This window comes from Nostoc sp. PCC 9305 (genome assembly GCF_963920915.1).
Lineage (GTDB): Bacteria > Cyanobacteriota > Cyanobacteriia > Cyanobacteriales > Nostocaceae > Nostoc.
Genome location: NZ_CAWUDN010000033.1, coordinates 27,581 through 51,632 on the forward strand (window position 1 = coordinate 27,581; position 24,052 = coordinate 51,632).

Genomic DNA, 24,052 nt, shown 5'->3' on the forward strand with positions numbered 1-24,052 from the left:
GATGCATTAACATAACAGGTCGATGCATTGGCATAACAGGTCGATGTATTGGCATAGCAAGTCGATGCATTAACATTGCAGGTCGATGCATTAACATTGCAGGTCGATGTATTAAGTCAAACATCGCTCCCAGTTTCCAGTTATCATGCCTTTGGAATGGTATTTGCTTAGTTTTTTCATTAATGAGAAAATATTCATGAGATACAAACTCTTGGGCAAAAGTGGGTTAAGAGTCTCTGAACTCTCCTTGGGAACCATGACCTTTGGTGAAGATTGGGGTTGGGGTGCATCTGTTGACGAAAGTCGGAAAATCTTTGATAGCTATGCAGAAGCAGGGGGAAATTTTATTGACACCGCCAACGGTTATACCGATGGTAGCAGTGAAAAAATTGTTGGCGAGTTGATTGCTAAAGAAAGAGAACGCTTTGTAGTTGCGACAAAATATTCCTTTCCCTTGCGGATGAATGACAAAAAGGGCGACCCTAACGCCAGTGGAAACCATCGCAAAAATTTAATTCAGTCTTTAGAAGGTAGTCTAAAACGGCTGAATACCGATTACATTGATTTATTCTGGTTGCACGCTTGGGATTTCACAACACCGATTGAAGAAGTTTTGCGATCGCTTGATGATGTAGTCCGTCAAGGTAAAGTACTTTACATCGGTATTTCTGATACACCCGCTTGGATTGTTTCCCAAGCAAATACCATCGCCCATTATCAAGGATGGACGCAGTTTGTTGCCCTACAAATTGAGTATAGTTTGATTCAGCGAACACCAGAACGGGACTTGCTACCGCTAGCTAAAGCCTTCGATTTAGCAGTAACACCGTGGTCGCCCTTGGGGGGTGGTGTGTTGACAGGTAAATATAATCGGTCTCCTCAAAGAGGCGCTGAACAAGGACGACTCGAAACTTTGGGCGGAGGGATTTCTGAGAAGAATTTAGCGATCGCTCAAGTTGTCAGTGAAGTTGCGGCAGAAATTGGTCATACACCTTCACAGGTAGCATTAGCTTGGTTACGCGCTCAAAGTGGTGTGATTATTCCAATTATTGGGGCACGTAAATTAACGCAGTTTCAAGATAACTTAGCTTCAATAGAAGTCAGCCTCTCACCAGAACATCTGCAACGATTAGATGAAGTGAGTCAAATTGAACCGGGTTTTCCCCATGACTTTTTGCACAATGATGTCATTCGCGATCGCCTTTTTGGTGGTACATTTAATACCATAGAAAACCATCGGATCTGACCAATAGTCATAAACAGTAACACATTCAGCCATTAATATAATCTGTCGTCAGAGAGTTTCGCACAGCCAACCAAAATCTGTAAAGTTAGATGCAAAAGGCATTAACGTAGAACTATGAGCGACAACACCATTACATCACGTTTGTACCCCACTCGTATTGACATTCCCGCTGAAGCGCGAGTGCAAATTGTGGTACTTCTCAACCAAAGCTTGGCAGCTACTTCGGATCTAAAAACCCAAGCAAAGCAAGCGCACTGGAATGTTAAAGGAACTGACTTCTACCAGCTACACCTATTATTTGATGAAATTGCTGGGGAATTGGAAGAGTTCATCGATTTGATAGCTGAACGCGTCACAGCTTTAGGCGGATACGCTTTCGGAACAGTTCGCGCCGCAGCTAGTAATTCAATTTTGCCAGAATACCCCTTAGATATTTTGGATGGCAAAGACCATGTGACAGCCTTGGCAGATCGCTTTGCATCCTATGGTAAACATCTCCGGGAAGCGATCGATAAAACTGATGAATTAGGCGATCTCGATACCGCTGACCTTTACACCGAAATTTCTCGCACCATTGACAAACGACTCTGGTTCTTAGAAGCTCATCTGCAAGTAGCAGAAATTAAAGCAGAGAATGGCAAAGCGGGTACTACTAAAACTCAAAAGATCCCTGCTGCTGTCAAATAAGCACTTTTGAGAAACACTTGATTTACTAATAGGGTGCATTAGACTAAAGTTTAATGCACCCTATTAGCGTGTCAAGGCTAAAATAGTGCATTAGCAAACTCTTGTGGGATGGGCTTCTAGCCCGTCCTAATTGGCGGGCAAGATGCCCGCCCCACAAGAAAATTTATTGCAACATTTTAGTCTTGTCACGCCACTATTGGCATGACACAGCTAAAACGTTGCAAAAAAATTTATAGGTTGTGTTGAGGAACGAAAGCCAACACTCCGATCGATGTTGGGTTTCGTGTTGCTCAACCCAACCTACATTTAATGAACTATTTTATCCTTGCCACGCCACTAGCAGCTAATCTTGTTGTGCAAAACTTGAAATTGCAGTAATTTAGTTTTCAAAAAGTGTATTTTATTCACTTAAAAATACCTATCAAATTTCACAGTATCTTTTTGGTAAGTACGCCACTTTTAAGTGCGTACTTTTCATTTTATATGTATATACTTTACTATTTAAATAGTTACAAATTAGGTCTAATCAAACACCCTCTAAGTTTTGAATTCTAAAATCTTCTAAAAACAATTAACAACGAGGTAAATTTATGTCTCAAAATACAATTACCCACTTAATTCACGATCGCAACTCCCGTGGTCACGCTAAAATGGGCTGGCTCGATAGTTATCACACATTTTCCTTCGGTAGTTTTTACGATCCGAACCGCATGGGATTTCGCTCTCTGCGAGTGATTAACGACGATCGCATCGCCCCTGGTGCTGGATTCCCTACCCATAGCCATCGTGACATGGAAATCCTCACCTATGTCTTAGAAGGTGCTGTAGAGCATAAAGACAGCTTGGGTACTGGCTCAGTGATTCGCCCTGGTGATGCCCAGATTATGAGCGCTGGAACTGGAATCAGCCACAGTGAATTTAATCCCTCACCAACAGAACCATTACACTTACTACAAATCTGGATTCTTCCCGATCGAGAAGGAATAACGCCAAGATACGAACAAAAATCTTTTCCTCTGGAAGAAAAGCGCGGCAAATTACGCTTAATTGCTGCTAAAGATGGGCGCGATGGTGCTGTGACAATTCACCAAGATGTTGATTTATACACATCTGTTTTAGAGTCAGGTGATGTTGTTAATTATCAAGTCAAATCTGGTCGTTATGCCTGGTTACAAATAGCGCAAGGCATAGTTAACTTAAATGGCGAAGAACTTAGAGCCGGTGATGGTGTACAAATCAACGGCGAAGAACAGCTAGAAATTAGTACCAACATCGGCGGCGAAATCTTGCTTTTCGATTTAGGCTAATATCGCAGTGAAAAGAGGGTTAGAAACCACGTCTAAATAAAACCTGCTTCCGCAGGTTATAACAAGGGGCTTAAGCCCCTTGTTTTGTCTTAGACCACGCAGACGGACTTCACTGGTGTAAAATGAGACTGTTGGAATCTATCCAAATCACGGTTATACTTTCTCATAAAACCACCAAAATACTTGGGGGCAATGACCAAAAAGTTCTTAGTTTGGGAAAGATATATCAGACTTTAATAACTATTAGAGGTGGCTGTAATGCCGACGATTCATTTTGTGGATGGTGAAAAAGGCGGGGTAGGAAAATCTCTCTTTGCCAGGACAATGATTCAGTATTGTTTGGATAAGAGAATCCCATTTGTACCAGTGGAGACAGATAGATCGAATCCAGATGTCGCAGGGGTATATAAGGAAATATGTAAGTATGCTGTGTTTAGTGAGAATGAACGACAGGCAAATAAGGCAGATAGAATATTTGAGTGGGCCATAGAGAAGCCAGTAATTGTAAATTTAGCCGCGCAATCGCATAGAGCAGTACAAGGGTGGATTGAATCTAATCAATTACTTGAACTAGGAAGTTCGCAGGGAGTTCTGTTTTGCAAATGGTTTGTATCGACAGGAGGATACGACAGCATTAACCTGTTTGCTCAGTCAGTGAATACTTACGGTGATAAAATCCCTCATATTCTGGTGAGGAATTTAGGGCTGTGTGATGATTGGGAGCATCTAGAGTCAGATTCCAACTATCAGAACATAGTAAATAAATATCAGATAAAAGTTATAGATTTTCCGAAGTTAGCATACAGAGAAAGAAACATAATTGACCAAAATCGCCTAACTTTTGCAGAGGCTAGAGAATATAAAGAATTTGGGATAATTGGAAAACAGAGAATAGTCAATTTTCTGAAGCTTGCTTATGGTGCTTTTGAGAAAGTAGGTATCTGGTATGAAAAAGTTGAGTAGCAGTCATTAGTCATTTGTCCGAAGTCATTGGTCATTTGTCATTAGTACCAATGACTTCGGACAAACCTTAGAAGATGTTTGAAAAGTCTTGTTGTTGGTAGCAAAAAGTTTTAGATCCCCCTAAATCCCCCTTAAAAAGGGGGACTTTAAGAAGTTTCCCCCCCTTTTTAAGCTACGGTGTACACACAAATCATCTGATCCCCCTAAATCCCTCTTAAAAAGGGGGACTTTAAGAAGTTTCCCTCCCTTTTTAAGGGGGCTAGGGGGGATCAATATGTGCTTTTATCACAGCTAACCACTTTTCAAACAACCTCTTAGCAGGAGATTGGATGGGTGTGCGATGACGTACCCGCCCACCGTTGGCGATCGCAAAGCGAATTTGACTACAATTCTTAGAAAGAGTAGCAAAAACCTAAATGTCTAAAAAGTCCGATTCTCAGTTTCAAAATCTCTTTAGTTCACCCAAATCAACCAACTGGGACGAAAGATTAGCCCAAGTAGCCTATCGCTTTAACCGAGAATATCAACGTGAAACCTTTGAACTCCCAGCAGAAGTACAGGCGATGCCGATATTCCGCGAGTGGATTTCTGGAAGTTTCTCAGGAAGAATTGCTTCCCCTTTTTGGGAAGTTGCTGAACCTAAAAAGAACCAACACTGTATAGATATTGGCTGTGGGATCAGCTTTTTAATCTATCCTTGGCGGGATTGGCAAGCATTTTTTCATGGGCAAGAAATCAGTAATGTGGCACGCGATACTCTTAATTCTCGCGGGCCGCAGTTGAATTCTAAGCTGTTCAAAGGGGTTGAGTTGGGAGCAGCTCATCAGTTAAACTATTCACCAGAGCAATTTGATCTTGCGATCGCCACCGGATTTAGCTGCTATTTTCCCCTCGAATATTGGGATGCTGTACTACTAGAAGTCAAGCGGGTGTTAAAACCAGGTGGACATTTTGTGTTTGACGTTCTCAATCCAGAACAGCCGTTAGCGGAAGATTGGGCAGTTCTGGAAACCTATTTAGGGGCTGAGGTGTTTTTAGAGCCTTTGGCTAAGTGGGAAAAAACGATTAAGGCCGCTGGTGCTAAAGTCGTAACTCATAAATCAGGGGAATTATTCGAGTTGTATAAGGTGCGCTTTTAAAAATCTTATTATTCAGGGATAAGTGGACTCATTGGATCTAAGGAAGTCGTAAAAACAAAATAGATTACCCCAGTTCCGAGAATCATTACAGCGAGACTGAACAGCAACACCCACCGATCTGTTGGTTCGTAAGTATCTTCTTCGATATCACGACGGACAGCGAAATAGTGTGACGTTGAAAGCCACACAGTAATTAAACCCACTAGCGAGAAGACTAAACCTAACTTCCAGCCATTGCCAGGACGGGGTACTAAAGGTACTTGGAAGGCACGCAAACGCACGATAACGACACCAAAACCTAAAAGAGCGATCCCTGTCCGCATCCAAGCGAGGTAGGTACGCTCATTTGCCAAGTGATCTCGGATTCTGGACGGATTCAGTCGTCCTGGCTTTTTTTTATCTTTTTCTTCTTCTGTAGGTTTCAATTTTAACTGCATTAATAACACCCTTATCCCCAAAGCGGCTCTTATCAAAAAAATGCGAAGGTAGTAGAAAATCTCTTTCCAGATGACTTGCACCCAGCACAATAGTTGCGCTACTGAAATATGCCTGTTGTGATTGTACATTTTTTCCAAAATTTATTTTAATGCAGATATCGAAATAAAACAAGCCTAAAATTGAGGAGAGATAAATTCAAGAAAAAAAGAGCCAAGATCGGAGAGATGTTTCACCAGTGTTTGTACTGTTTTTCTCTGATTTTGGCTGTTACCCTATTTAAATTCAGAACAATCATTCAAAAATAAACTATGCAGTTCTATTTCAAGACTGATTGCTAGGCGCATTAGGAACTCGTGTATTGATGAGATCCTGCGATATATCTGGGATAAACCAGTTAGCCTCTTTGCTGTTTAGAACTTTTACAGTTGGGACATTCAATTCAATCGCAGCAGTATCTGGATTCTTCTTAATTACCAACTGAGTTCCATCAAGGATCTTCAGAGCAGCGGCTCCTGTCAATTCTTCACCTTGCCCATTAGGACTAGAGGTGAAATTTTCTACCTGGACATCATTCGGTAGATAGATGCCATCACAATCCCAGTTATTTTTAGTGGATTGACCATCACCTAGAAAATATAGACCATTTTCGTATACGGCATCTTCATCTTCTTCATCATTTGGTCTTTTACCGTATACCGCAATGGTATTACCTGTTTGGTTGTTGCATTGACCCCAATTGATTCCCGTCTCTAAAGCATATTTTTGCAGTGTTAATTCTTCGGTTCTTTTTTTAATTTCTTCTGGTGTCAGACCTTCAACTTGAGTTTGGGCATCTTTTGTCTGAGAGAGTTGCTTAAGTGCTTTAGTGACTTCGATGTAATCAGGGTTTTTGCTAAATTTTGGTCTATCAGCAAAAGAAGGTTGAGCAAAGGCTAGATTAGCGACAATCATTAAGACAATTAGCAGAGATTTCCAGATTTTCATGTTTTGATTCCTGTTGATGGGTAAGATATTTTGCCGTTTAGAATTCGTTTTGCTCAGAAAATTGATGATGCACCTCTTTATTAGACACTTAATTTTTCTTGTTCTTCAGTTGACGGCTGAGTATTGAAACCTAAAATTAATGAGAATATATAACTAGAAACTACAGATAAAAGAGTCCAAGTAACATTTTCTGTGACAATAAACACGCCCAAACCAATCAAGATACAAGGGACAAAAGTATTGCCATTTTCAGTTAAAAAGTTGGCGATCGCAGGCAAGTAGGTCAACTTGTAAGCGGTATAACACCATACACCCACTAGTCCAAAAAATACACTTATAATCACCAGCAGACTATCTAATTCTGAGTTGGCAAACAGGGGCACGTAGACACTGATATTATCACTGCCATTCGCAAAGGCGATCGCGGCTACATTGCAAGTTTGCGGAGAAACAAAACTCCTAACTATAGAGGGACAAGACGGTTCGGTTTCTTCTTCAGCTTCCTCAGATGAATCCTCTTCGCGTTTTAGTAAACTGCTTACACCAATGATTATTGGCATTAACCCAAGTAGCCTAATCCAGTCCTGCGGTATGATTAGTCCACCCAAGAAACCGGGAAGGCTAGCAACGATCAATGCTGCAAAACCGAGATACTGACCAGCAAGGATGTGACGGCTACGAAAAGTTTTAGTTATTTGCGAAAAAAGCAACGTCAGAATGACAATATCATCGATGTTGGTGGCAGTGAATGCGGTAATCCCTGTGGTAATTGCAGTTACTAAATCGTTCATTTGTGGATGTCCTTATGTTCATGCTTGGGCATTGGGCAGAGGTCAGAAGGAAAAAACTTACTGCAACTGCTTCCCTGCTCTTTACTTGGCCGTTTGATTCCATGCCGAAGCTTTGATTTATACTTTAGTCAAACTAACCGATAGAATCAAATGCTTTTATTTGTCAAAATGATAAATGAAAGTGATTAAAATTTTCACACCAAGTCTTAGGGATACGATAAATGGCAGGAATGACGCTTGAGCAGCTAAAAATATTTCTGGCTGTGGCGCAGAACTTACACTTCACTCGCGCCGCAGAGGAGCTTTATATTACACAACCTGCTGTCAGTGCAGCAATCCATAACTTAGAGCAAGAATACGGAGTGAAACTATTCCATCGGATTGGTCGCCATATCGAGATTGCTGAGGCGGGTAAATTACTGCAAGTGGAAGCGCAGAAAATTCTCGATCAAGTTTCCTTGACAGAAAGGGGGTTGCGAGAATTGAACAATCTGCAACGGGGTGAATTGAAATTAGGGTCGAGTCTGACAATTGGTAACTACTGGCTACCAAGTAAGATTAGTGAGTTTAAGAGCCAATATCCTGGTATCCAGATTGACTGTACCCTTGCCAATGCAGAAACGATTTGTGTCGGTACAGCGATGGGACAGTTTGATTTAGGTTTGGTAGAAGGAGATGTGAAACCAGCCCTTCAGAATACTTTGGAGTACGAAATAGTGGCGAGCGATCGCTTGCAAATTGTGGTTGGTCAGAAACACCCTTGGTTTGAGTGGGGAGAAGTTGATTTAAGCCAACTAACTCAAACTCCTTGGGTGATGCGGGTGCGCGAATCTGGAACCCAACAAAGGTTTGAGGAAGCGTTGCAAAATTGGGGTATCAACCTCAGCGAACTGAATGTAATTTTAGTGTTTACCAGTGGTGAGATGGCAAAAGCCGCAATTGAAAATGGTGTAGGCGCAACTGGAATTTCTGAGTTGATGGTAAAAAAAGAAATCCAGCTAGGAACTCTGCGGGCAATTCGAGTTATTGATAATAGAGAAAGCAACAGTGCGATGCTTACGGGGGTCACTGAGCGCAGCCGAAGTGCGGGCTACGCCTACGCAGAAATAGTTCGACCTTTTTTCAAAATCAAGCATCGTCAGCGTTTTCAAACAGCTCTTTCCAAAGTCTTTGAACAAATGTTGATATCATCTATGCCGGATGGTTCACATCAACATGTATCAGTTATTTAAAGGAGATTGGGGATTGGGCACAAGAGGCAGAGGGGCAGAGGGGCAGAGGGGCGGAAGGGGAAAACTGACTGTAACTTCTTTCTTGCTTTCCTGCTCCTCTGCTCCCCTGCTCCCTTGCTCCCCTGCTCCGTTCACATCTTCCGCATATTTCTACTGATAGGGTCAAAACCTCTAGAAAACCGCGTACTTTCATCATAGTAAGCGCCAGTTAGATTAGCTCCATACAACTTGGCATAGTTGAGTTTTGCTCCCCGGAGATTTGCTTCATTCAGATTGGCACCACTCAAATTAGCTCTGGTCAAATTCGCTTTGGCTAAATTAGTACTACTCAAATCTGCTCCCCAGAGTTTAGCTTTAGCTAAGTTAACTCCACTCAAGTCAGATCCCCATAAATTAATTCCCGGCAAATCGGCTCCAATCAGCTTGTCCCGACTCAAGTTGACAGCTGGAAAATATCTTTCTCCTGCGGCAAAACGCCTTTTTAATTCTTCAGCATTCATGCGTCACGTTGACCTTCTTTAGCAATACAGAAGTTATTTGTTCCCATTCTTGGCTTAGTTCTCCTGAAAATCCTGGCTGACCACTGCGTTGATACCAGAAATGGGCATTTTTCAAATCGCTTTCTTTGCGGTGCAGATAAGCATGAACCCAAGCACTGTCAGCATCACTGGCATTTGTAACTATTTCTGAGCTTTGCTCCAATCACCTCCAATCACCTTTGTTGTCATACCACATTGCTTGCAGTCCTTTTGGTAGTGTCTGAGGACATGGGCGCTGCGTTTCGATCAATCGCAGAAATTCCTCTGTATTCACGATCGCCACCTAACAAGAATCAAACTTCTATCTCTAAGATACTCCTCAGCTTCAGGGGAGCAGGGGAGCAAGAAAGAAGTTATAGTCAGTTTTTCTCCTCTGCCCCTCTGCCCCTCTGCTCCCCTGCCCCTCTGCTCCCCTGCCTCTTGTGCCCTTCATCTCTACTTAACTGGAATAACTTCAAACTGGAAAGTACCGATCAAACGGTTATCAACATAGACTTCTATTCTATGCTTACCAACGGGATCGCCAGGGGCAATTGTCCAAAAATTCTCAATTACACCTTCTGGAGCCGACTGTGTGCGCCGTGTTACAGATGTCTTACCGTCTGCTGATATTGAGAAATCTTCACCATTATCTGTACCCCAAGTTTCTGGAGGTTTTGGTAAATACAAAACTTCACGCCATTTCACTTCACCTTGGTAGTTTTTGAGTTTAATCCGCCACCCGTAAGTATTTCCTTCCTGAAGTGGCACTCTTGTTGTCTGGAAAATGGTAACGTTTCCTTTGGAGTCAACTCTCTTCAGACCAAACTCGGTGTTACTGACAGTAATCTGTTTTACATTTGTTGGCGCTGGAGATAATATGGCATTTTCTACCAAAACAGAAGTAGCGTTGATTGGCTTAGAACTGATGACCCCAGATATTAGCCAAAAAGCAGCTAGCACAGCAGTAGTAGTCCAAATTCTCATTAGTATGGTTTTCCTATCAGACTTTTGGTACTTATTCAACTAATCTGCCATGTTTTCCGGGTCAAGGTTAGCGATGGTTAGACAAAGACGAAATTGCTTTGATAAATTTGGCGGATTTAATCAACCCACTGACTTTGGTTAACATAACCTTGTTCCCAGTCTGAAGACTGGAAACGAATTCCAAGAGGCTCTGCCTCTGGTCAAGAAAGAGGAGGCGGAGCCTCGCAAAATAGTTTCCCAGCCTCCAGGCTGGGAACGAGGCCACACAAGACTTTGGATTTATCTTAGTGCTATTCGGTTAACATCCAATTTAAAATCAGTAAATCATAATGTTTGCAAAAGGCAAACCATTAGGCCGCTGTTTCTCCATCTGCGTAGGCGTAGCCTGCACTTCTCTACGAGACGCTCCGCGTAGCTTGCTTCCACGAAGTGGTACGGCTGCGCTCAGTGACCGCCCATCTACTACATAGCCATTCTTCACCGTCTTATACCAATTCAATTAATGATTGCAACACATCCTTGGGTAAAGACGCGACGCCAGTCGCTACAACGGGGGGAACCCCCGCAACGCGCTGGCTCATGAATCGCGTCTCTACAAATGGTCTATTTGTCGCATCCTTTTTTCAAATTGGTATTACTCTACAAGACACTTCGCAACGGGATAGTGTGGCATGGATATAGTATTCTAAATCCTGAATTCTGAATTCTGACTCCTTCTTTATTTCTTCCTTTTCTAATCAAACTTTGCACATGAGATACCAAGTTGGCGGTAGCCTCCACAGTGACGATCCCACTTATGTTATGCGTCAAGCAGACGAAAAACTTTATAACAGTCTGAAAAGTGGTGATTTTTGCTACGTCTTCAATTCTCGCCAAATGGGTAAATCATCCCTACTACAGCGAATAAGTCGTCGTCTCAAGTCAGAAGGCTATAAATGTGTTTACTTAGATGTGACGCAATTGGGTAGCGAAGATACCACATCAGCACAATGGTATAAAGGAATAATTGTCAGCATATTCTACGGGTTAAATCTGGCGGAACACGTCAATTTTAAGCAATGGTGGAATATGCAAACAGGTCTTTCCCCTGTACAAAAGCTACACCAGTTTGTTGAGGAAATATTGCTGCCAAATGTCAAGAGCGATTCTGAAGGTGGCGAAACTAAAGGCATTTTCATTTTAATTGATGAAATTGATAGTTTGCTGAGTTTGAATTTTCCGGTCAATGACTTTTTTGCCTGGATTCGTCATTGCTACAATCAGCAGGCACACGATCCGAATTTTAAACGCCTGGGATTTGCATTGTTTGGAGTCGCCAGTCCATCTGAATTAATTGCTGACAAACGCCGGACACCTTTTAACATTGGGACAGCTATAGAGTTATACGGCTTTCGATTGCATGAAGCTAGCCCATTGCTGAATGGGTTACAGGGAGCAATCAGTCAACCAGAAGTCGTGCTGCAAGAGGCGATCTATTGGACAGGGGGACAACCATTTCTCACTCAAAAACTTTGTCAATTAGTTCTCCAAACTGCGTTAAATACATCAGAGCGGAAAATTTTTCTACCCCCAAAAACTGAGGCGTATTGGGTAGAAGCATTGGTGCGATCGCACATTATCCAACACTGGGAATCACAAGATGAACCCGAACACCTCCGCACAATTCGCGATCGCCTACTTTTTAACCAACAACAAGCCGGACGGTTGTTAGGTCTTTATCAACAGATATTGCAAGCAGAGGAAATAGAGGACGCAAAGAATAAAAATACTAGCGACTCTTGGTATCCTCTACCTCCGATATCTCCCGTGCCTACCGATGATAGCCGAGAACAGACGGAGCTTTTACTATCAGGATTGGTCGAGAAATACAACGGCTATCTCAGAATTAAAAATCCCATCTACCGCAGTATTTTTAATGCTGAATGGGTGTTAAAGCAGTTAGACAATTTGCGCCCTTACTCACAGCCATTCAATGCTTGGGTAGCATCGGGCTTTCAAGATGAGTCACGCCTACTGCGGGGTAATGCCTTACAAGAGGTTTTGGACTGGACTCAGCGTAAAAGTCTCAGCGATTTGGACTATCGATTTTTAGCAGCCAGCCAAGAATTGGAACGTCGGGAAGCCCAGCAAAAAATGGAAGTAGAACGGCTCAAAGAAACTGAAGCGCGATTAGCAAGCGAACAAAAGAGCGCCCGCCTTCAGCGACGACTCCTATTAGGAGTAAGTTTGGCCCTACTAGCAGTTATTGTCTTGGGGTTCACCACACTCTACGCCGATCGACAAGCATCACTGAGTGAGGTACGGGCGATCGCATCTGCTTCCAATGGGAGTTTTAATTCCAATCAACGCTTAGATGCACTGGTACAAGCAATCCGAGCCAGAGAGAAATTTCAACGGCTCGATCTACAAAATTTGATAGATGCCAATGCCCTGGAGCTCCAAACCCGCAGAGTATTACAACAAGCTGTCTACGGTGCTGATGAATTCAATCGCCTGTCAGGGCATCAAGGAATTGTCTTAGGTGTTGACTTTAGCACTGATGGTCAGTGGATTGTCTCATCTAGCATCGATCGCACAGTCAAGCTATGGAAGCGAGATGGAACACTGCTGAGAACAATACCACATACTGCAACCATACAAAGCGTCCGCTTCAGCCCCGATAGCCGTCTGATAGTCGCTGCCGGTATTGATGGCGCTATCCGTCTTTGGACAATCGATGGTAAATTGTTAACCATCTTTAAAGGGCATAAATCTGCGGTGTGGCAAGTTGCCTTTAGCCCAGATGGACAAACGATCGCTTCTGCCAGTGGCGATTTTAGCGTTAAGCTTTGGCAACTAAATGGCACTTTAATCAGAACTCTTAAACATGAGCGTGGTGTGTGGGGAATTGCTTTCAGTCCCGATGGGCAAACTATCGCTTCTTCTATGGTAGGCGGCACTAATAAGCTTTGGCGATTGGATGGAACGCTGCTCAAAACATTCACAGCCGGAAGCGCAACTATTTGGAGTGTTGCTTTTAGCCCTGATGGACAAACTTTTATATCTGGCGGTGCAGATAAGATGGTGCGACTGTGGAATCGAGAAGGCACTCTTCTGAGAATTTTTCAAGGGCATACTGCTGAAGTATTTGGTTTAGCTTTTAGCCCTGATGGGCAGACTATTGCTTCCGGTGGTTCTGATAAAACCGTTAAACTTTGGCGAATAGATGGTACTTTATTAAGAACTTTGCAAGGGCATACCTCAAATATTCAAACCATCGCCTTCAGTCCTGATGGAGAAACTCTCGCCTCTGCCAGCCATGACAACACCATCAAACTCTGGAGAGTTAACTCACCCTTAATAAAGCTACTCAATGGCCATCAAGAAATGGTCTGGCGGGTGGCATTTAGCCCTGATGGGCAACGGCTAGCTTCCGTTGCTGGCAAAGAAGTCAAACTCTGGAGACGCGATGGTTCTCTTGCCAAAACCATTGTTGAAGAAGATTCTCGAATGCTTAGTCTCGACTTTAGCCCCGATGGCCGAACTTTAGCGATCGTTGGTTCTAAGGGTATTGTGAGATTGTGGCAACTAGACAGCAATCAGCGAACCATTCTGGAAGGCCCAGGTATCGGTCTTTTAGGTGTTAGCTACAGTCCTGATGGCAATCGGCTAGTGGCAGTGGGTTTTGATTACAAGCTGAGACTCTGGCAACGCGACTCCAATGGAAAGTTCCAACTCCAGCAAATTATCCAGGCGCATACAGGGCGAATTTGGGACATTGTTTATAGTCCAGATGGAAAGTTTATCGCCTCTGCTAGTGCTGATGGCACTATCAAACTGTGGACTTCAGAAAATAGCGAACGCCTATTAGAGAAACCCGATCGCACCTTAGAAGGGCATAAGAGTGAAGTTTTTGGGGTTGCCATTAGCCCGAATAGTCAATTTATTGCCTCTACAGGTGGAGATGGTCGTCTGCGACTTTGGAAACGTGATGGTACTCTGGTAAGAATCTTTGATGGTAAAAGTATTGGCTTAACGAGGGTAGCATTCAGTCCAGATGGTCAAATGTTAGCAGCCGCAGGTTTTGACAATACGATCAAAGTCTGGAAAATTGATGGTATTTTACTCGTCACCCTGAATGGACATACTTCTAATGTCAGCAGTGTTGCCTTTAGCCCCGATGGCAAAACCCTCGCCTCTGGCGGAGATGACCAACTTGTGATTATGTGGGATCTAGAACAAATTCTCCATCTCAACCTACTGAAATACAGTTGTGATTGGGTGCGGGATTATTTAAAGACTAATATAACAGTAGAAAAGAGCGATCGCTCTCTTTGCAATTACAGCCTTTTTCATTCATTTGAACCATAATACCTTGTTGGGGCGGCTGCAAAACAATACCTGTGAATTAAATTCTTAAACCGCTCTTGCGGTCAGAATTTATTAATTTTGAAGCAATTCCAACAGCCAAAACTCCTTGAATACAATTACTGACGAAATTTACACGGCAATTTAAATTTGAATAATTAGTTTGTTTAGCGGAATTTTGATTAACAATAATTAAAAAACATCAAAAATTCTATGCTTAAACTACTCAGATACATTAGCATTTTCCTCATTACTGCCTGTTTACTAATTGCTTGTAATACTTCAGTACCAATTGAAGTAAAACGCCCTCCATTGAAAGTGGCATTTGCATCTTTTGTGGGAGAGCTTCCAGGCATCATTGCTCAAGAAAAAGGATTCTTCAAAGCCCAAGGGGTAGATGTGGAACTAATTCATAAACAATACACCCAATTGGTACAAGCAAACTTCAATGCAGGTAAGTATGATGGGATTACATCATCTTTGGGAAATTTTATCATCTTGAGTGCCACAAATCCAGATATACAAGGCGCGATCGTTATAGATGAATCAATAGGAGCAGATGTGGTAGTTGCCCAATCAAAAATTAAAACCGTTGCTGATTTGAAAGGGAAAAAGCTGGGTGCAAATCTAGGTGGTTTTAGCGAAGTTTTTGTGACTGAAATGTTGAAAACTGCCAATTTAACCAGTGATGATGTGAACTTAGTTCAATTAGAGGCTTTAGAAATTCCTCAACGCCTGAAAAATAATACGATTCAAGCTGGACAGACTTGGGAACCCTATCTCTCTGAAGCGATTAAATTAGGGGGGAAAATCCTATTTACTAGCAAGCAAACCCCTGGCTTGATTTTAGATTTAATTATCTTTCGCGGTGAGACAATCCGCGATCGCCCCGAAGATATTCGGGCATTTGTGCGAGGATGGCTGCAAGCCTCGACCTACTGGAAAGCAAATGTTGAGGAGGGAAAAGCGATCGTCAGCAAAGCGTTAAAAATTCCGATCGATACTCTCTCACTGGAGGGAATAGACCTAACTGATTTAAGTGAAAATCAAAAATATTTTCAATCTAGCAACCCTAACTCCATTTACAAAACTGCCAAGATATATGCAGACTTTTTTATTCGCTCTGGAAACATGACACGTATTCCTGAGCTAAAAAGTTTGTTCAATTCTTCCTTCTTGAATCCCCCCTAGTTTGAAGTTATGCAGCACTCTTTTTTGGGCGGCATCCGTACAAAGTTAATCGCCTCGTTTCTCGTCGTTGCTTTGATTCCGTTGCTGTTATTGGCATTTGTCAACAAACAGACAACCGAAAAAGCACTAACTGACAATGCCCGACAAGCTCTATCTGCGGCGGCTAACGAAACCGCTAACAGAATAGATGCTTTTATTGATGGAAATCTCAATGCCGTGCGCGTAGAGGCGATTTTACCAGGTTTGGCACGCTACCTTAGCCTAACTCCAGAACAGCGAGATGGCAGTCCCGAAATGCAATTGGCGACAGAAACATTAATCCGTCTCAGTCGCAAAGATATGCTCAATATTCTCTCTTATGCTTTGCTCGACTTAAACGGTAAAAATGTATTGGATACACGTACACTAAATATTGGCAAAGATGAATCAGTTCAAGATTATTTTAAAACACCGCTAAAAACTGGTTTCTCCTTTGTTTCTAGCATGAAGCGATCGCCGACAATTCCCGATCTTATTACTCTCTTTTTTAGCAGTCCGGTTCGCAATGCCAAGGGAGATATATTAGGTATATTGCGTGTTTCATATAATGCGACTGTTGTTCAGCAGTTAGTAACTCGACAAACTGAACGGGCCGGGGCAAAATCTTTTGCGATTCTTTTAGATGACAATAATATTTATCTGGCACATAGTACTGCACCAGAACTGCTTTTTAAATCAATTGTGCCTCTACCTGATGATATTGTAACTCAACTGCAACAGGAAGGTCGTTTGCCTAATTCTTCTCTCAAAGAATTGGCAACTAATGAATCAAAACTTAAACAAGCATTGGATAATAAACAGTCGTATTTAATTGCATCCTTGGAAGCAACAGGCGATTGGGTTAATCTGATTGCGATCGCTCGTTTGCAATATAAACCTTGGTCTGTGTTGTTTGCACGACCCCTTGCCGTTGCTCTAGCACCTGTAGAAAAGCAAATTCGTGACACAATTTCTCTATTTGCATTTATCGCTGGAGTAGTGACAATCATTGCTTTTGTCATTGGGCAACTGCTAACAAAACCAATAATTTATCTTACCAATATAGTTTTCCAGTTTACCGCAGGTAACTTAGATATCCGCGCCAAAAATAACTCAAAAGACGAAATAGGTCAACTGGCAAAATCGTTTAACAACATGGCACTTCAGTTACAAACATCTTTGGAAACTTTGGAACAACGGGTACAAGAGAGAACAGCAGAATTAGCCATTGCTAAAGAAAAAGCCGAAGTAGCAAATCAAGCTAAAAGTTTATTTATTGCGAATATGAGTCATGAATTGCGATCGCCACTCAATGCTGTTCTAGGTTTTTCTCAATTAATGTTACGTGCTAACAACTTACCTGCCGATCATTATGAAAATGTCGGTATCATTTATCACAGTGGTGATTATTTACTAACACTCATCAATAATATTCTCGATTTATCAAAAATAGAAGCGGGTCAAACTACTCTTAACCCTAGAGACTTTGACCTGTATCGCTTGCTAGATGACTTAGAAGACATGCTACATTTACAGGCAAGTAATCAAGGCTTAAATTTAATATTTCAACGTAGTGAAAATGTCCCATGTTATATTTGCACAGATGAGTTAAAACTCCGGCAAGTATTAATTAATTTGATCGGTAATGCCATTAAGTTTACTCAACAAGGAACAGTTAGTTTAACAGTAAATAATAGTAGTGAAGAAATCACAGATATTTTAATTATTGATTTTAAAGTCTGTGATACAGGAGTGGGGATTGCAGCCGCAGAATTACCCAAACTATTTAATGCTTTTTCTCAAGCACAAGCTGGAAAAGAATCCCAAGAAGGAACGGGTTTAGGTTTAGCAATTAGTCACAAGTTTATTCAGTTAATGGGAGGAGATATTTCTGTTGAAAGTAAATTAGGTATAGGGACAACTTTTCAATTTTATATTCAAGCAAAATTAGGTCAACCAACCAACAGCAATACTTTAGAAGGACATCCAAAAGTCTTAGAACTTGTACCAGGACAACCTATATATAAACTATTAATAGTAGATGATAAACCTATTAATCGTCAATTATTAATTAAACTTTTACAACCGTTAGGGTTTGAGATGAAAGAAGCTGGTAATGGCAAAGAAGCGATCGCTATTTGGAATGAATGGGAACCCCACCTGATTTGGATGGATATGCGAATGCCTGTCATGGATGGTTACGAAGCTACAAAATATATCAAGTCCACTACAAAGGGGAATGCTACAGCTATAATTGCTCTGACGGCAAGTGTTTTAGAAGAAGAAAAAGCGATCGTCCTTTCAGCCGGATGTGATGACTTTCTCCGCAAACCTTTTGCAGAACATACAATTTTTGACACACTAGCCAAACATCTTGGTGTCAAATATATATTTGCTGAAAATAATTATTCAAATTTGGAATATATAGAAAAAAATCCTTTAAAATCAAACAATTTAATTTGTATGTCTCAAGAGTGGATTAATCAATTTCATGAAGCTGCTTTAGAAGCAAATACTAATCGGGTTATAGAATTAATTAGAGATATTCCCAAAACAGAAACATTTTTAATTCAATCTTTAACAAAACTTGCTCGTCAATTTGAATTTGAGGAATTGGTTGATTTAGCTGAACCCCTGAGAAGCAATGAATCTTGATTCTGATAAAGAAAATAAAGGTAATATTCTCTTAGTAGACGACAGTCCCAAGAATTTACATTTATTAAGTGATTCTCTAGTCAAACTCGGCTACACTGTTCGCAGCGTCACCAGTGGGCGGATGGCACTAAAAACAGTAAAGGCGAAGCGACCAGATATCATTCTATTAGATATCAAGATGCCAGAAATGGATGGCTATCAAGTTTGTAGAACTCTGAAAGCAGATGAAGTTCTACGCACCATTCCTGTTATTTTTATTAGTGCTTTAGATGATGTTTTCGATAAAGTGATGGCTTTTGAGTCAGGGGGCATAGACTACATCACCAAACCCTTTCAGATGGAAGAAGTTGTGGCGCGCCTAGAAAATCAGTTAACCATTCAACGCCAGCAAAGGCTTCTAGAACAAGAAAATATTAAGCGTAGGGAAACAGAAGAGATACTGTATCAGTCTAGGGCAATGCTAGCCAGTATTTTGAATAGTTCACTGGATGGTATTGCTGCTATGCAAGCTGTCCGCAACTCTACAACCGGGGACATCGAAGATTTCCGTTGCTTAGTTATCAATCCTGTCATTGCTAAAGCCTTTGGAAGCAAATGTGAAGAGATGATTGGCAAATTAGTACTAAAAAAACTCTTAGCCTATCTAGAACCAGAACTCTTTAATCACTTCGTTAATCTTGTTGAAACGGGGGAAGCTTTAAAACGGGATTTTTACCATCCATTAGGCAATTCTTGCTGGTATCACTTTGTCGCAGTCAAACTAGGTGATGGTTTTGCTATTACCATCCGCGACATTACTGGACGTAAACAAATTGAATTGGCTCTCCAAGATGCCAATCAGAAACTAGAACAACTGGCAAATTTAGATGGCTTGACTCAAGTTGCTAACCGTCGTTGCTTTGATGCACGACTGAAAGCAGAATGGAAACGCCTTGCACGAGAAAAACAACCCCTGTCACTGGTTATGTTTGACGTTGATAAATTCAAACTTTACAACGATTACTATGGTCATCTTGCAGGTGATGATTGTCTAATGAGGATAGCGCAAACAGTGCAAAAGACAATTCATCGTCCTGCCGATTTAGTGGCGCGTTACGGTGGAGAAGAATTTTTGGTACTCTTGCCTAATACTGACTTAGAAGGAGCGATTAAAGTTGCGCAAAGTATTCAGCAAGCAATTCATGCTCTGGCTATTCCCCATGTACAGTCTGATGTCAAGAATATCATCACCGTCAGTTTAGGAATTACCTCTCGCCTACCTATTTGGAACATCAAGCCAGATACACTCATTGCCTCAGCAGATAAAGCACTGTACAATGCCAAACAAAATGGGCGCGATCGCTATTGTAATGATTAAAACATTTTTTATGGCAATACCTTCATTCCCGCCATTAATACATCAGTTACAATCGCATCCAGCTTTTCTTCTAAAATAACGCAGGGTCTATTATTTCAATGCTGAATCGACCATGCTTGAATACCACATTATGCCATTCCTCGTCATCCATCTCGTTATAGTGTAGATACCCATCGCGGAATGCACAAACACGTTTAGGTTCAAGAAGTAATAGTTCCCAAAATGCCTTGGCAATACGTTCATAAACCTCAGTCGATGAATCGTCTGGATAAAAACGCAGTCCAGCGCGAAGGTTGTAGTCTTCGCAAATGAATGGGTATGCTATCCAGTCTCCATTTGACCCTAGCTCACAAGCCACGAACATTTGCTCTATGAGTGCATATTTGTAGTCTGGAATAGACAAGCTTATCAAAATATTAGAACCAAATATGGCTGGAATTCTAGCTCGTACCCATACTGCATTGACTGATTCTCCAAATAGATCGTGACATCTCTGTAAAATACTTGGAGGTTGTCCCTCAATGTAGTCCGAAAGAGGAAATATTCGATCTTCTCCAACCCTCCGATATGAGATGATTTCTAGTTCGCTACCCAAGTCACCCAATAGCGCAATAAAAACAAACCCACCATACTGGGCACATTGTCCAAGAATCTGATGAAACCATCCATGTTTGATAACAATGGAAACCATCAATCAAACTACTTTTTCATACTAATAATTTTGTCATTATTTATACTAAGCTACAAGCACATTGCAACGCTTGCTGAAGTAAAGATTGATATTCTTTATCCTCAACCCGATAAGCGCCAAACCTTTCCAAATGGGGATTCATCATTTGGGCATCAAAAAACACAAATTTCCTCTGACGCAATCTTTCCACCAACTTAACCATCGCCACCTTTGAGCCTTCGGGAATGCGGTAAAACATTGACTCGCCAATAAAAGCCCCACCAATCACAATCCCTAAAATTCCCCCAGCTAATTCGTCACCCTGCCAAGTTTCAAAACTATAAGCGTAACCATTCTGATAAAGCAGCCAGTAAATCTTTTCCAATTCTGGTGAAATCCAAGTTGTCTCTCTATCAGCACAGCCAGCCACCACAGCCTGGAAGTCTCGATTAATCGCCACAGTAAACCGCTCTTGATTCAAAACGCGCTGCAAAGACTTTGGGTAACGAAACCGCTCATCCAAAGGAATAAAAGTCCGATCGCGACTTCCGTACCAACTCAAGCGATCGCGTTCATCAGCCATGAGAAAATAGCCTTGTGCATAACCCTCAACAATAGCCGCGATATCATATTGCATAAATAAATATAAAAAAACACTAGAGAAACGCAATTTGATGCTAAAAAATCAACCTTAGCGTTCCTCTGCGTTTCCCTCCGCGTCCCTCTGCGTTTAAAAAAGATGACTCAACCAATACCACCCATCACCCTACCACCGCCCGAAAACCCTCTACTCGAAGGTGAATGGTTACGAGAACGCTTACAACGGTGGCTAGATACAGAATTTATCCCCGAAGCAGTCAACCAAAATATTGCTCAACGAGCCGCACAGATTTTTGTGCGTCAACGGATGGAAGGAGAAAATGACCTTGGTTCTCTAGTAATTGCCATTGTTACAGAGATGCAGTCCTATGATTTTTCCAATAGCTTCTACGGAGAGTTTGCGATCGCCAACGCCGTCAGCGATCTACTCTTAGAAAGTCTGGGAATTGATAAGTGTTGTGGTCAATAACAGTTAGGAGTTAGAAGTTAGGAGTTAGGTTTGTCTCAATTAATAACTCATCACTCATAACTCATAACTTTTTACCAACTAGACTTAACAACCCCAGGTAAAAGACCTTCATGCGCCCATTCTCGCAGTACGTTCCGAGACAACCCAAAATCGCGGTAAACACCTCTAGAACGACCAGTCAACCAGCAACGATTGCGGTGGCGGGTGGGCGCACTATTCCGGGGTAGCTGTTGAATCTTCCGGTGGATTTCTAGCTTATCCAAAGGAGATGCTGCACTTCTGAACTCTTCTAAGAGAGCTTCCCGCTTGTCAGCATACTTTTCTATCAACCTGGTGCGCTTTTTCTCGCGCTCAATCATGCTCTTTTTAGCCATATATTCTCTAACTTATTTAAAGACACCGTTTTCCATTCTACAGTCTCTCCATCAATTCTGGGATTACTTGTGTCAACATAATTCGTAATTGATAATGGGCTTCGCCCCGCTACGCTAACGTAATTCGTAGTTGCAATCAGTGCTTGCTCCGAACCCTCCACTGATTGTTGACCACTGAAATTAAAGATTGCAGTGCTTGCTCTTTACTTTCTTCAATTACGAATTACGAATTACGAATTAGTAATTATTTGGTCGTTTACCCTACAACTACTGGCTTATTTGCAGCAGGACATAAATCGGCAAGCTCACAAGCAACGCAGACGGGAGAGCGGGCTTTACAAATAGCACGACCGTGATAAATCAGCCGAATTGACCAATTTTCCCAATCAGGCTGCGGCAATAAACCCATTAAATCTTGCTCAATCCGAACGGGGTCTTTTGCTTCAGTTAAACCCAAACGTCCGCTGAGGCGCTTGACGTGAGTATCTACTGTCACGCCAGCATTAATGCCATAAGCATGAGCCAAGACTACATTTGCTGTCTTGCGCGCCACACCTGGAAGCTTTAATAATTGCTCCATCTGGTTGGGGACAACAGAGTTAAACTCATTTACAATCATCCGACAGGCGGCTTGAATGTTCTTGGCTTTGTTGTGATAAAACCCTGTGGAACGCACCAAACTTTCTAATTCTACCAAGTCAGCGATCGCTAAACTCTCAGCATCAGGAAACTTACCAAATAAAGCTGGTGTTACCTTATTCACTCGCTCATCAGTACATTGAGCGGAGAGAATAGTTGCCACCAATAATTGTACTGGTGTTGAGTAGTTCAAAGAGCAAGTAGCATCTGGATAAAGACGCTTCAGACGAGCTAAAACTTCTATCGCCCGTTGCTTTTTAGATAACGATTTGCGGGTAATGCTCACTGGAACAATTTTTGTACCCACTCCAATTGGCTAGTTAATTGGCTGGTTTCTTTGACGATCAGAAAAATTCCTAACCCTAAGAGTAACACCAAACCAGTTTGCATTACACCTTCTTGAATCCGGGCGGGTACAGGCTTACCGCGTAAACCTTCAATCAGCAGAAAAGCGAGTTGTCCGCCATCCAAAGCTGGTAAAGGCAAAATGTTGATAATAGCCAAGTTAATGCTGATAATTGCCGCAAAAGACAACAAGTTTACGCTATTGTCCTCAGCTAATTTTGCACCGATTTTGACAATATTAACTGGCCCAGAAACTTGTCCAGCAGTTTGTTGAAAATTGGTAATCAACTGACCAAAACCGCTGAGTGTCCCAACAAATAATTGTTGAAATCTATTAGCAGCAAGACCGAAAATTTCAAAAGGACTATTAGGACGGCGATAAATTGCTGTAGCATTTGGACTAAGTGCCACACCAACTACACCTTTGCCATCGGCTCCCAGTTTGGGCGTTAATTTCAGGGTTTGTTGCTGGTTTTCCCGCAGAATTTTCAGTTCGATTTGCTGATTGGGATGAGTTTGAATTTCTTTTGTCAGCAAAGGAGTTGATTTCTCAGAAGCCGGGAGTTCTTGACCGTTAACAGCCAGAATAATATCTCCTTCCCGAATTCCTGCTTGATAAGCAACAGATTCTTGATTAACAGGCTGTACAACGACACCAGCTTGATAGGTTAATTCCTTAGGAATGCCGACAATACCCAATTGTAGAGCCAACACCAAGTAGGCAAATATTAAATTTGCGATCACTCCGGCACTGATAACTATCGCCCGGTCTAAAACTGGACGATTACGCAGCAAATTCGGGTCATTGGGTGGAACATCGCTATCGGGGTCATCATCGGGAAAGCCCACAAAACCGCCCAAGGGAAAGGCGCGGACAGCATATTCGGTTTGTGAACCTTGGTACTTTAAAAGAACTGGGCCAAAACCCAAAGAAAAACGGTTAACGAGAATGCCTTGAGAACGTGCTGCAACAAAATGCCCCAACTCGTGTACCAAGATCAAAACAGCCAAGACTGCGATCGCTGCTAAAACTGACATAGAGTAAATTGTGAAGATATTAAGCTATAGTTATCTCCATTCTAATTGGGCATTGGG

22 protein-coding genes and 1 pseudogene are annotated in these 24,052 nt (G+C 41.9%); 12 read left to right on the forward strand and 11 right to left on the reverse strand.

Going from position 1 to position 24,052, the window contains the following annotated elements; all coding sequences use genetic code 11:
• Positions 1–196 precede the first annotated feature (196 nt).
• The 5 genes from ACM0OX_RS14560 (at position 197) to ACM0OX_RS14580 (ending at position 5,342) form a co-directional block, all read left to right on the forward strand.
• Positions 197–1,246, forward strand: a complete 1,050-nt coding sequence (locus ACM0OX_RS14560; protein WP_414515656.1) for an aldo/keto reductase — start codon at positions 197–199, stop codon at positions 1,244–1,246.
• A gap of 114 nt (positions 1,247–1,360) precedes the next feature.
• Positions 1,361–1,933, forward strand: coding sequence for a DNA starvation/stationary phase protection protein Dps (gene dps / locus ACM0OX_RS14565; protein ID WP_414515657.1), 573 nt, complete (start codon positions 1,361–1,363; stop codon positions 1,931–1,933).
• A gap of 590 nt (positions 1,934–2,523) precedes the next feature.
• A complete protein-coding gene (locus tag ACM0OX_RS14570; RefSeq protein ID WP_414515659.1) occupies positions 2,524–3,240 on the forward strand; it encodes a pirin family protein in 717 nt (238 codons plus the stop codon).
• A gap of 276 nt (positions 3,241–3,516) precedes the next feature.
• The gene (locus ACM0OX_RS14575) at positions 3,517–4,203 is read left to right on the forward strand and encodes a mobilization protein (protein WP_289798036.1); all 687 of its coding nucleotides are present in this window, start codon (positions 3,517–3,519) and stop codon (positions 4,201–4,203) included.
• A gap of 416 nt (positions 4,204–4,619) precedes the next feature.
• A complete protein-coding gene (locus ACM0OX_RS14580) occupies positions 4,620–5,342 on the forward strand; it encodes a class I SAM-dependent methyltransferase (protein ID WP_414515661.1) in 723 nt (240 codons plus the stop codon).
• An 8-nt stretch (positions 5,343–5,350) separates the two neighbouring features.
• Here ACM0OX_RS14580 and ACM0OX_RS14585 read toward each other — a convergent pair whose 3' ends face one another.
• The 3 genes from ACM0OX_RS14585 to ACM0OX_RS14595 form a co-directional block, all read right to left on the reverse strand.
• Positions 5,351–5,779 carry a YidH family protein gene (locus ACM0OX_RS14585; RefSeq protein WP_414515663.1) on the reverse strand — a complete coding sequence of 143 codons (429 nt, stop codon included), beginning with the start codon at positions 5,777–5,779 and terminating at the stop codon, positions 5,351–5,353.
• 322 nt (positions 5,780–6,101) lie between these two features.
• Positions 6,102–6,764: a hypothetical protein gene (locus ACM0OX_RS14590; protein WP_335002957.1), complete on the reverse strand. Its 663-nt coding sequence runs from the start codon at positions 6,762–6,764 to the stop codon at positions 6,102–6,104.
• 80 nt (positions 6,765–6,844) lie between these two features.
• Entirely contained in the window at positions 6,845–7,555 is a 711-nt protein-coding gene (locus ACM0OX_RS14595; protein WP_414515665.1) for a cadmium resistance transporter, read from the reverse strand.
• Between the two features lie 221 nt (positions 7,556–7,776).
• Between ACM0OX_RS14595 and ACM0OX_RS14600 the strand changes: the two genes are divergently transcribed.
• Positions 7,777–8,787 (forward strand): LysR substrate-binding domain-containing protein, encoded by a 1,011-nt coding sequence (locus ACM0OX_RS14600; RefSeq protein WP_414515666.1) that lies wholly within the window; start codon positions 7,777–7,779, stop codon positions 8,785–8,787.
• 131 nt (positions 8,788–8,918) lie between these two features.
• Here the strand turns inward: ACM0OX_RS14600 and ACM0OX_RS14605 are convergent, their stop codons facing one another.
• From ACM0OX_RS14605 to ACM0OX_RS14615, 3 genes and pseudogenes are all read right to left on the reverse strand, one after another.
• Positions 8,919–9,287 carry a pentapeptide repeat-containing protein gene (locus ACM0OX_RS14605; protein ID WP_414515668.1) on the reverse strand — a complete coding sequence of 123 codons (369 nt, stop codon included), beginning with the start codon at positions 9,285–9,287 and terminating at the stop codon, positions 8,919–8,921.
• Positions 9,277–9,600 (reverse strand): annotated as a pseudogene (locus ACM0OX_RS14610) (hypothetical protein). The gene ACM0OX_RS14605 and the pseudogene ACM0OX_RS14610 overlap by 11 nt, the downstream one beginning before the upstream one ends.
• A 161-nt stretch (positions 9,601–9,761) precedes the next feature.
• A complete protein-coding gene (locus tag ACM0OX_RS14615) occupies positions 9,762–10,292 on the reverse strand; it encodes a hypothetical protein (protein ID WP_414515669.1) in 531 nt (176 codons plus the stop codon).
• 447 nt (positions 10,293–10,739) lie between these two features.
• On the opposite strand from ACM0OX_RS14615, the gene ACM0OX_RS14620 reads away from it, so the two are divergent.
• The 5 genes from ACM0OX_RS14620 (at position 10,740) to ACM0OX_RS14640 (ending at position 19,860) form a co-directional block, all read left to right on the forward strand.
• On the forward strand, positions 10,740–10,973 hold the full coding sequence (locus ACM0OX_RS14620; protein WP_414515670.1) for a hypothetical protein: 234 nt from the start codon (positions 10,740–10,742) through the stop codon (positions 10,971–10,973).
• 69 nt (positions 10,974–11,042) lie between these two features.
• Complete coding sequence (locus ACM0OX_RS14625) at positions 11,043–14,642, forward strand: AAA-like domain-containing protein (protein WP_414515671.1); 3,600 nt, start codon at positions 11,043–11,045, stop codon at positions 14,640–14,642.
• A 210-nt stretch (positions 14,643–14,852) separates the two neighbouring features.
• On the forward strand, positions 14,853–15,830 hold the full coding sequence (locus tag ACM0OX_RS14630) for an ABC transporter substrate-binding protein (protein WP_414515673.1): 978 nt from the start codon (positions 14,853–14,855) through the stop codon (positions 15,828–15,830).
• Positions 15,831–15,839: 9 nt separating this feature from the next.
• Entirely contained in the window at positions 15,840–18,503 is a 2,664-nt protein-coding gene (locus tag ACM0OX_RS14635) for an ATP-binding protein (protein WP_414515674.1), read from the forward strand.
• Entirely contained in the window at positions 18,493–19,860 is a 1,368-nt protein-coding gene (locus ACM0OX_RS14640) for a diguanylate cyclase domain-containing protein (RefSeq protein ID WP_414515675.1), read from the forward strand. The genes ACM0OX_RS14635 and ACM0OX_RS14640 overlap by 11 nt, the downstream gene beginning before the upstream one ends.
• Before the next feature lie 70 nt (positions 19,861–19,930).
• Here ACM0OX_RS14640 and ACM0OX_RS14645 read toward each other — a convergent pair whose 3' ends face one another.
• Together ACM0OX_RS14645 and aat are read right to left on the reverse strand one after the other, a co-directional pair.
• Complete coding sequence (locus tag ACM0OX_RS14645) at positions 19,931–20,551, reverse strand: hypothetical protein (RefSeq protein WP_414515677.1); 621 nt, start codon at positions 20,549–20,551, stop codon at positions 19,931–19,933.
• A gap of 40 nt (positions 20,552–20,591) precedes the next feature.
• Positions 20,592–21,167: a leucyl/phenylalanyl-tRNA--protein transferase gene (gene aat, locus ACM0OX_RS14650; protein WP_414515678.1), complete on the reverse strand. Its 576-nt coding sequence runs from the start codon at positions 21,165–21,167 to the stop codon at positions 20,592–20,594.
• Between the two features lie 102 nt (positions 21,168–21,269).
• Between aat and ACM0OX_RS14655 the strand changes: the two genes are divergently transcribed.
• Complete coding sequence (locus tag ACM0OX_RS14655) at positions 21,270–21,599, forward strand: hypothetical protein (protein WP_012410384.1); 330 nt, start codon at positions 21,270–21,272, stop codon at positions 21,597–21,599.
• A 71-nt stretch (positions 21,600–21,670) separates the two neighbouring features.
• Here ACM0OX_RS14655 and rpsN read toward each other — a convergent pair whose 3' ends face one another.
• The 3 genes from rpsN to rseP all read right to left on the reverse strand — a co-directional run bounded on the left by rpsN (position 21,671) and on the right by rseP (position 23,995).
• Positions 21,671–21,973 (reverse strand): 30S ribosomal protein S14, encoded by a 303-nt coding sequence (gene rpsN / locus ACM0OX_RS14660; RefSeq protein ID WP_012410383.1) that lies wholly within the window; start codon positions 21,971–21,973, stop codon positions 21,671–21,673.
• 256 nt (positions 21,974–22,229) lie between these two features.
• Positions 22,230–22,919: an endonuclease III gene (gene nth / locus ACM0OX_RS14665; protein WP_414515681.1), complete on the reverse strand. Its 690-nt coding sequence runs from the start codon at positions 22,917–22,919 to the stop codon at positions 22,230–22,232.
• On the reverse strand, positions 22,895–23,995 hold the full coding sequence (gene rseP, locus ACM0OX_RS14670; RefSeq protein ID WP_414515683.1) for an RIP metalloprotease RseP: 1,101 nt from the start codon (positions 23,993–23,995) through the stop codon (positions 22,895–22,897). The genes nth and rseP overlap by 25 nt, the downstream gene beginning before the upstream one ends.
• Positions 23,996–24,052: the final 57 nt, after the last annotated feature.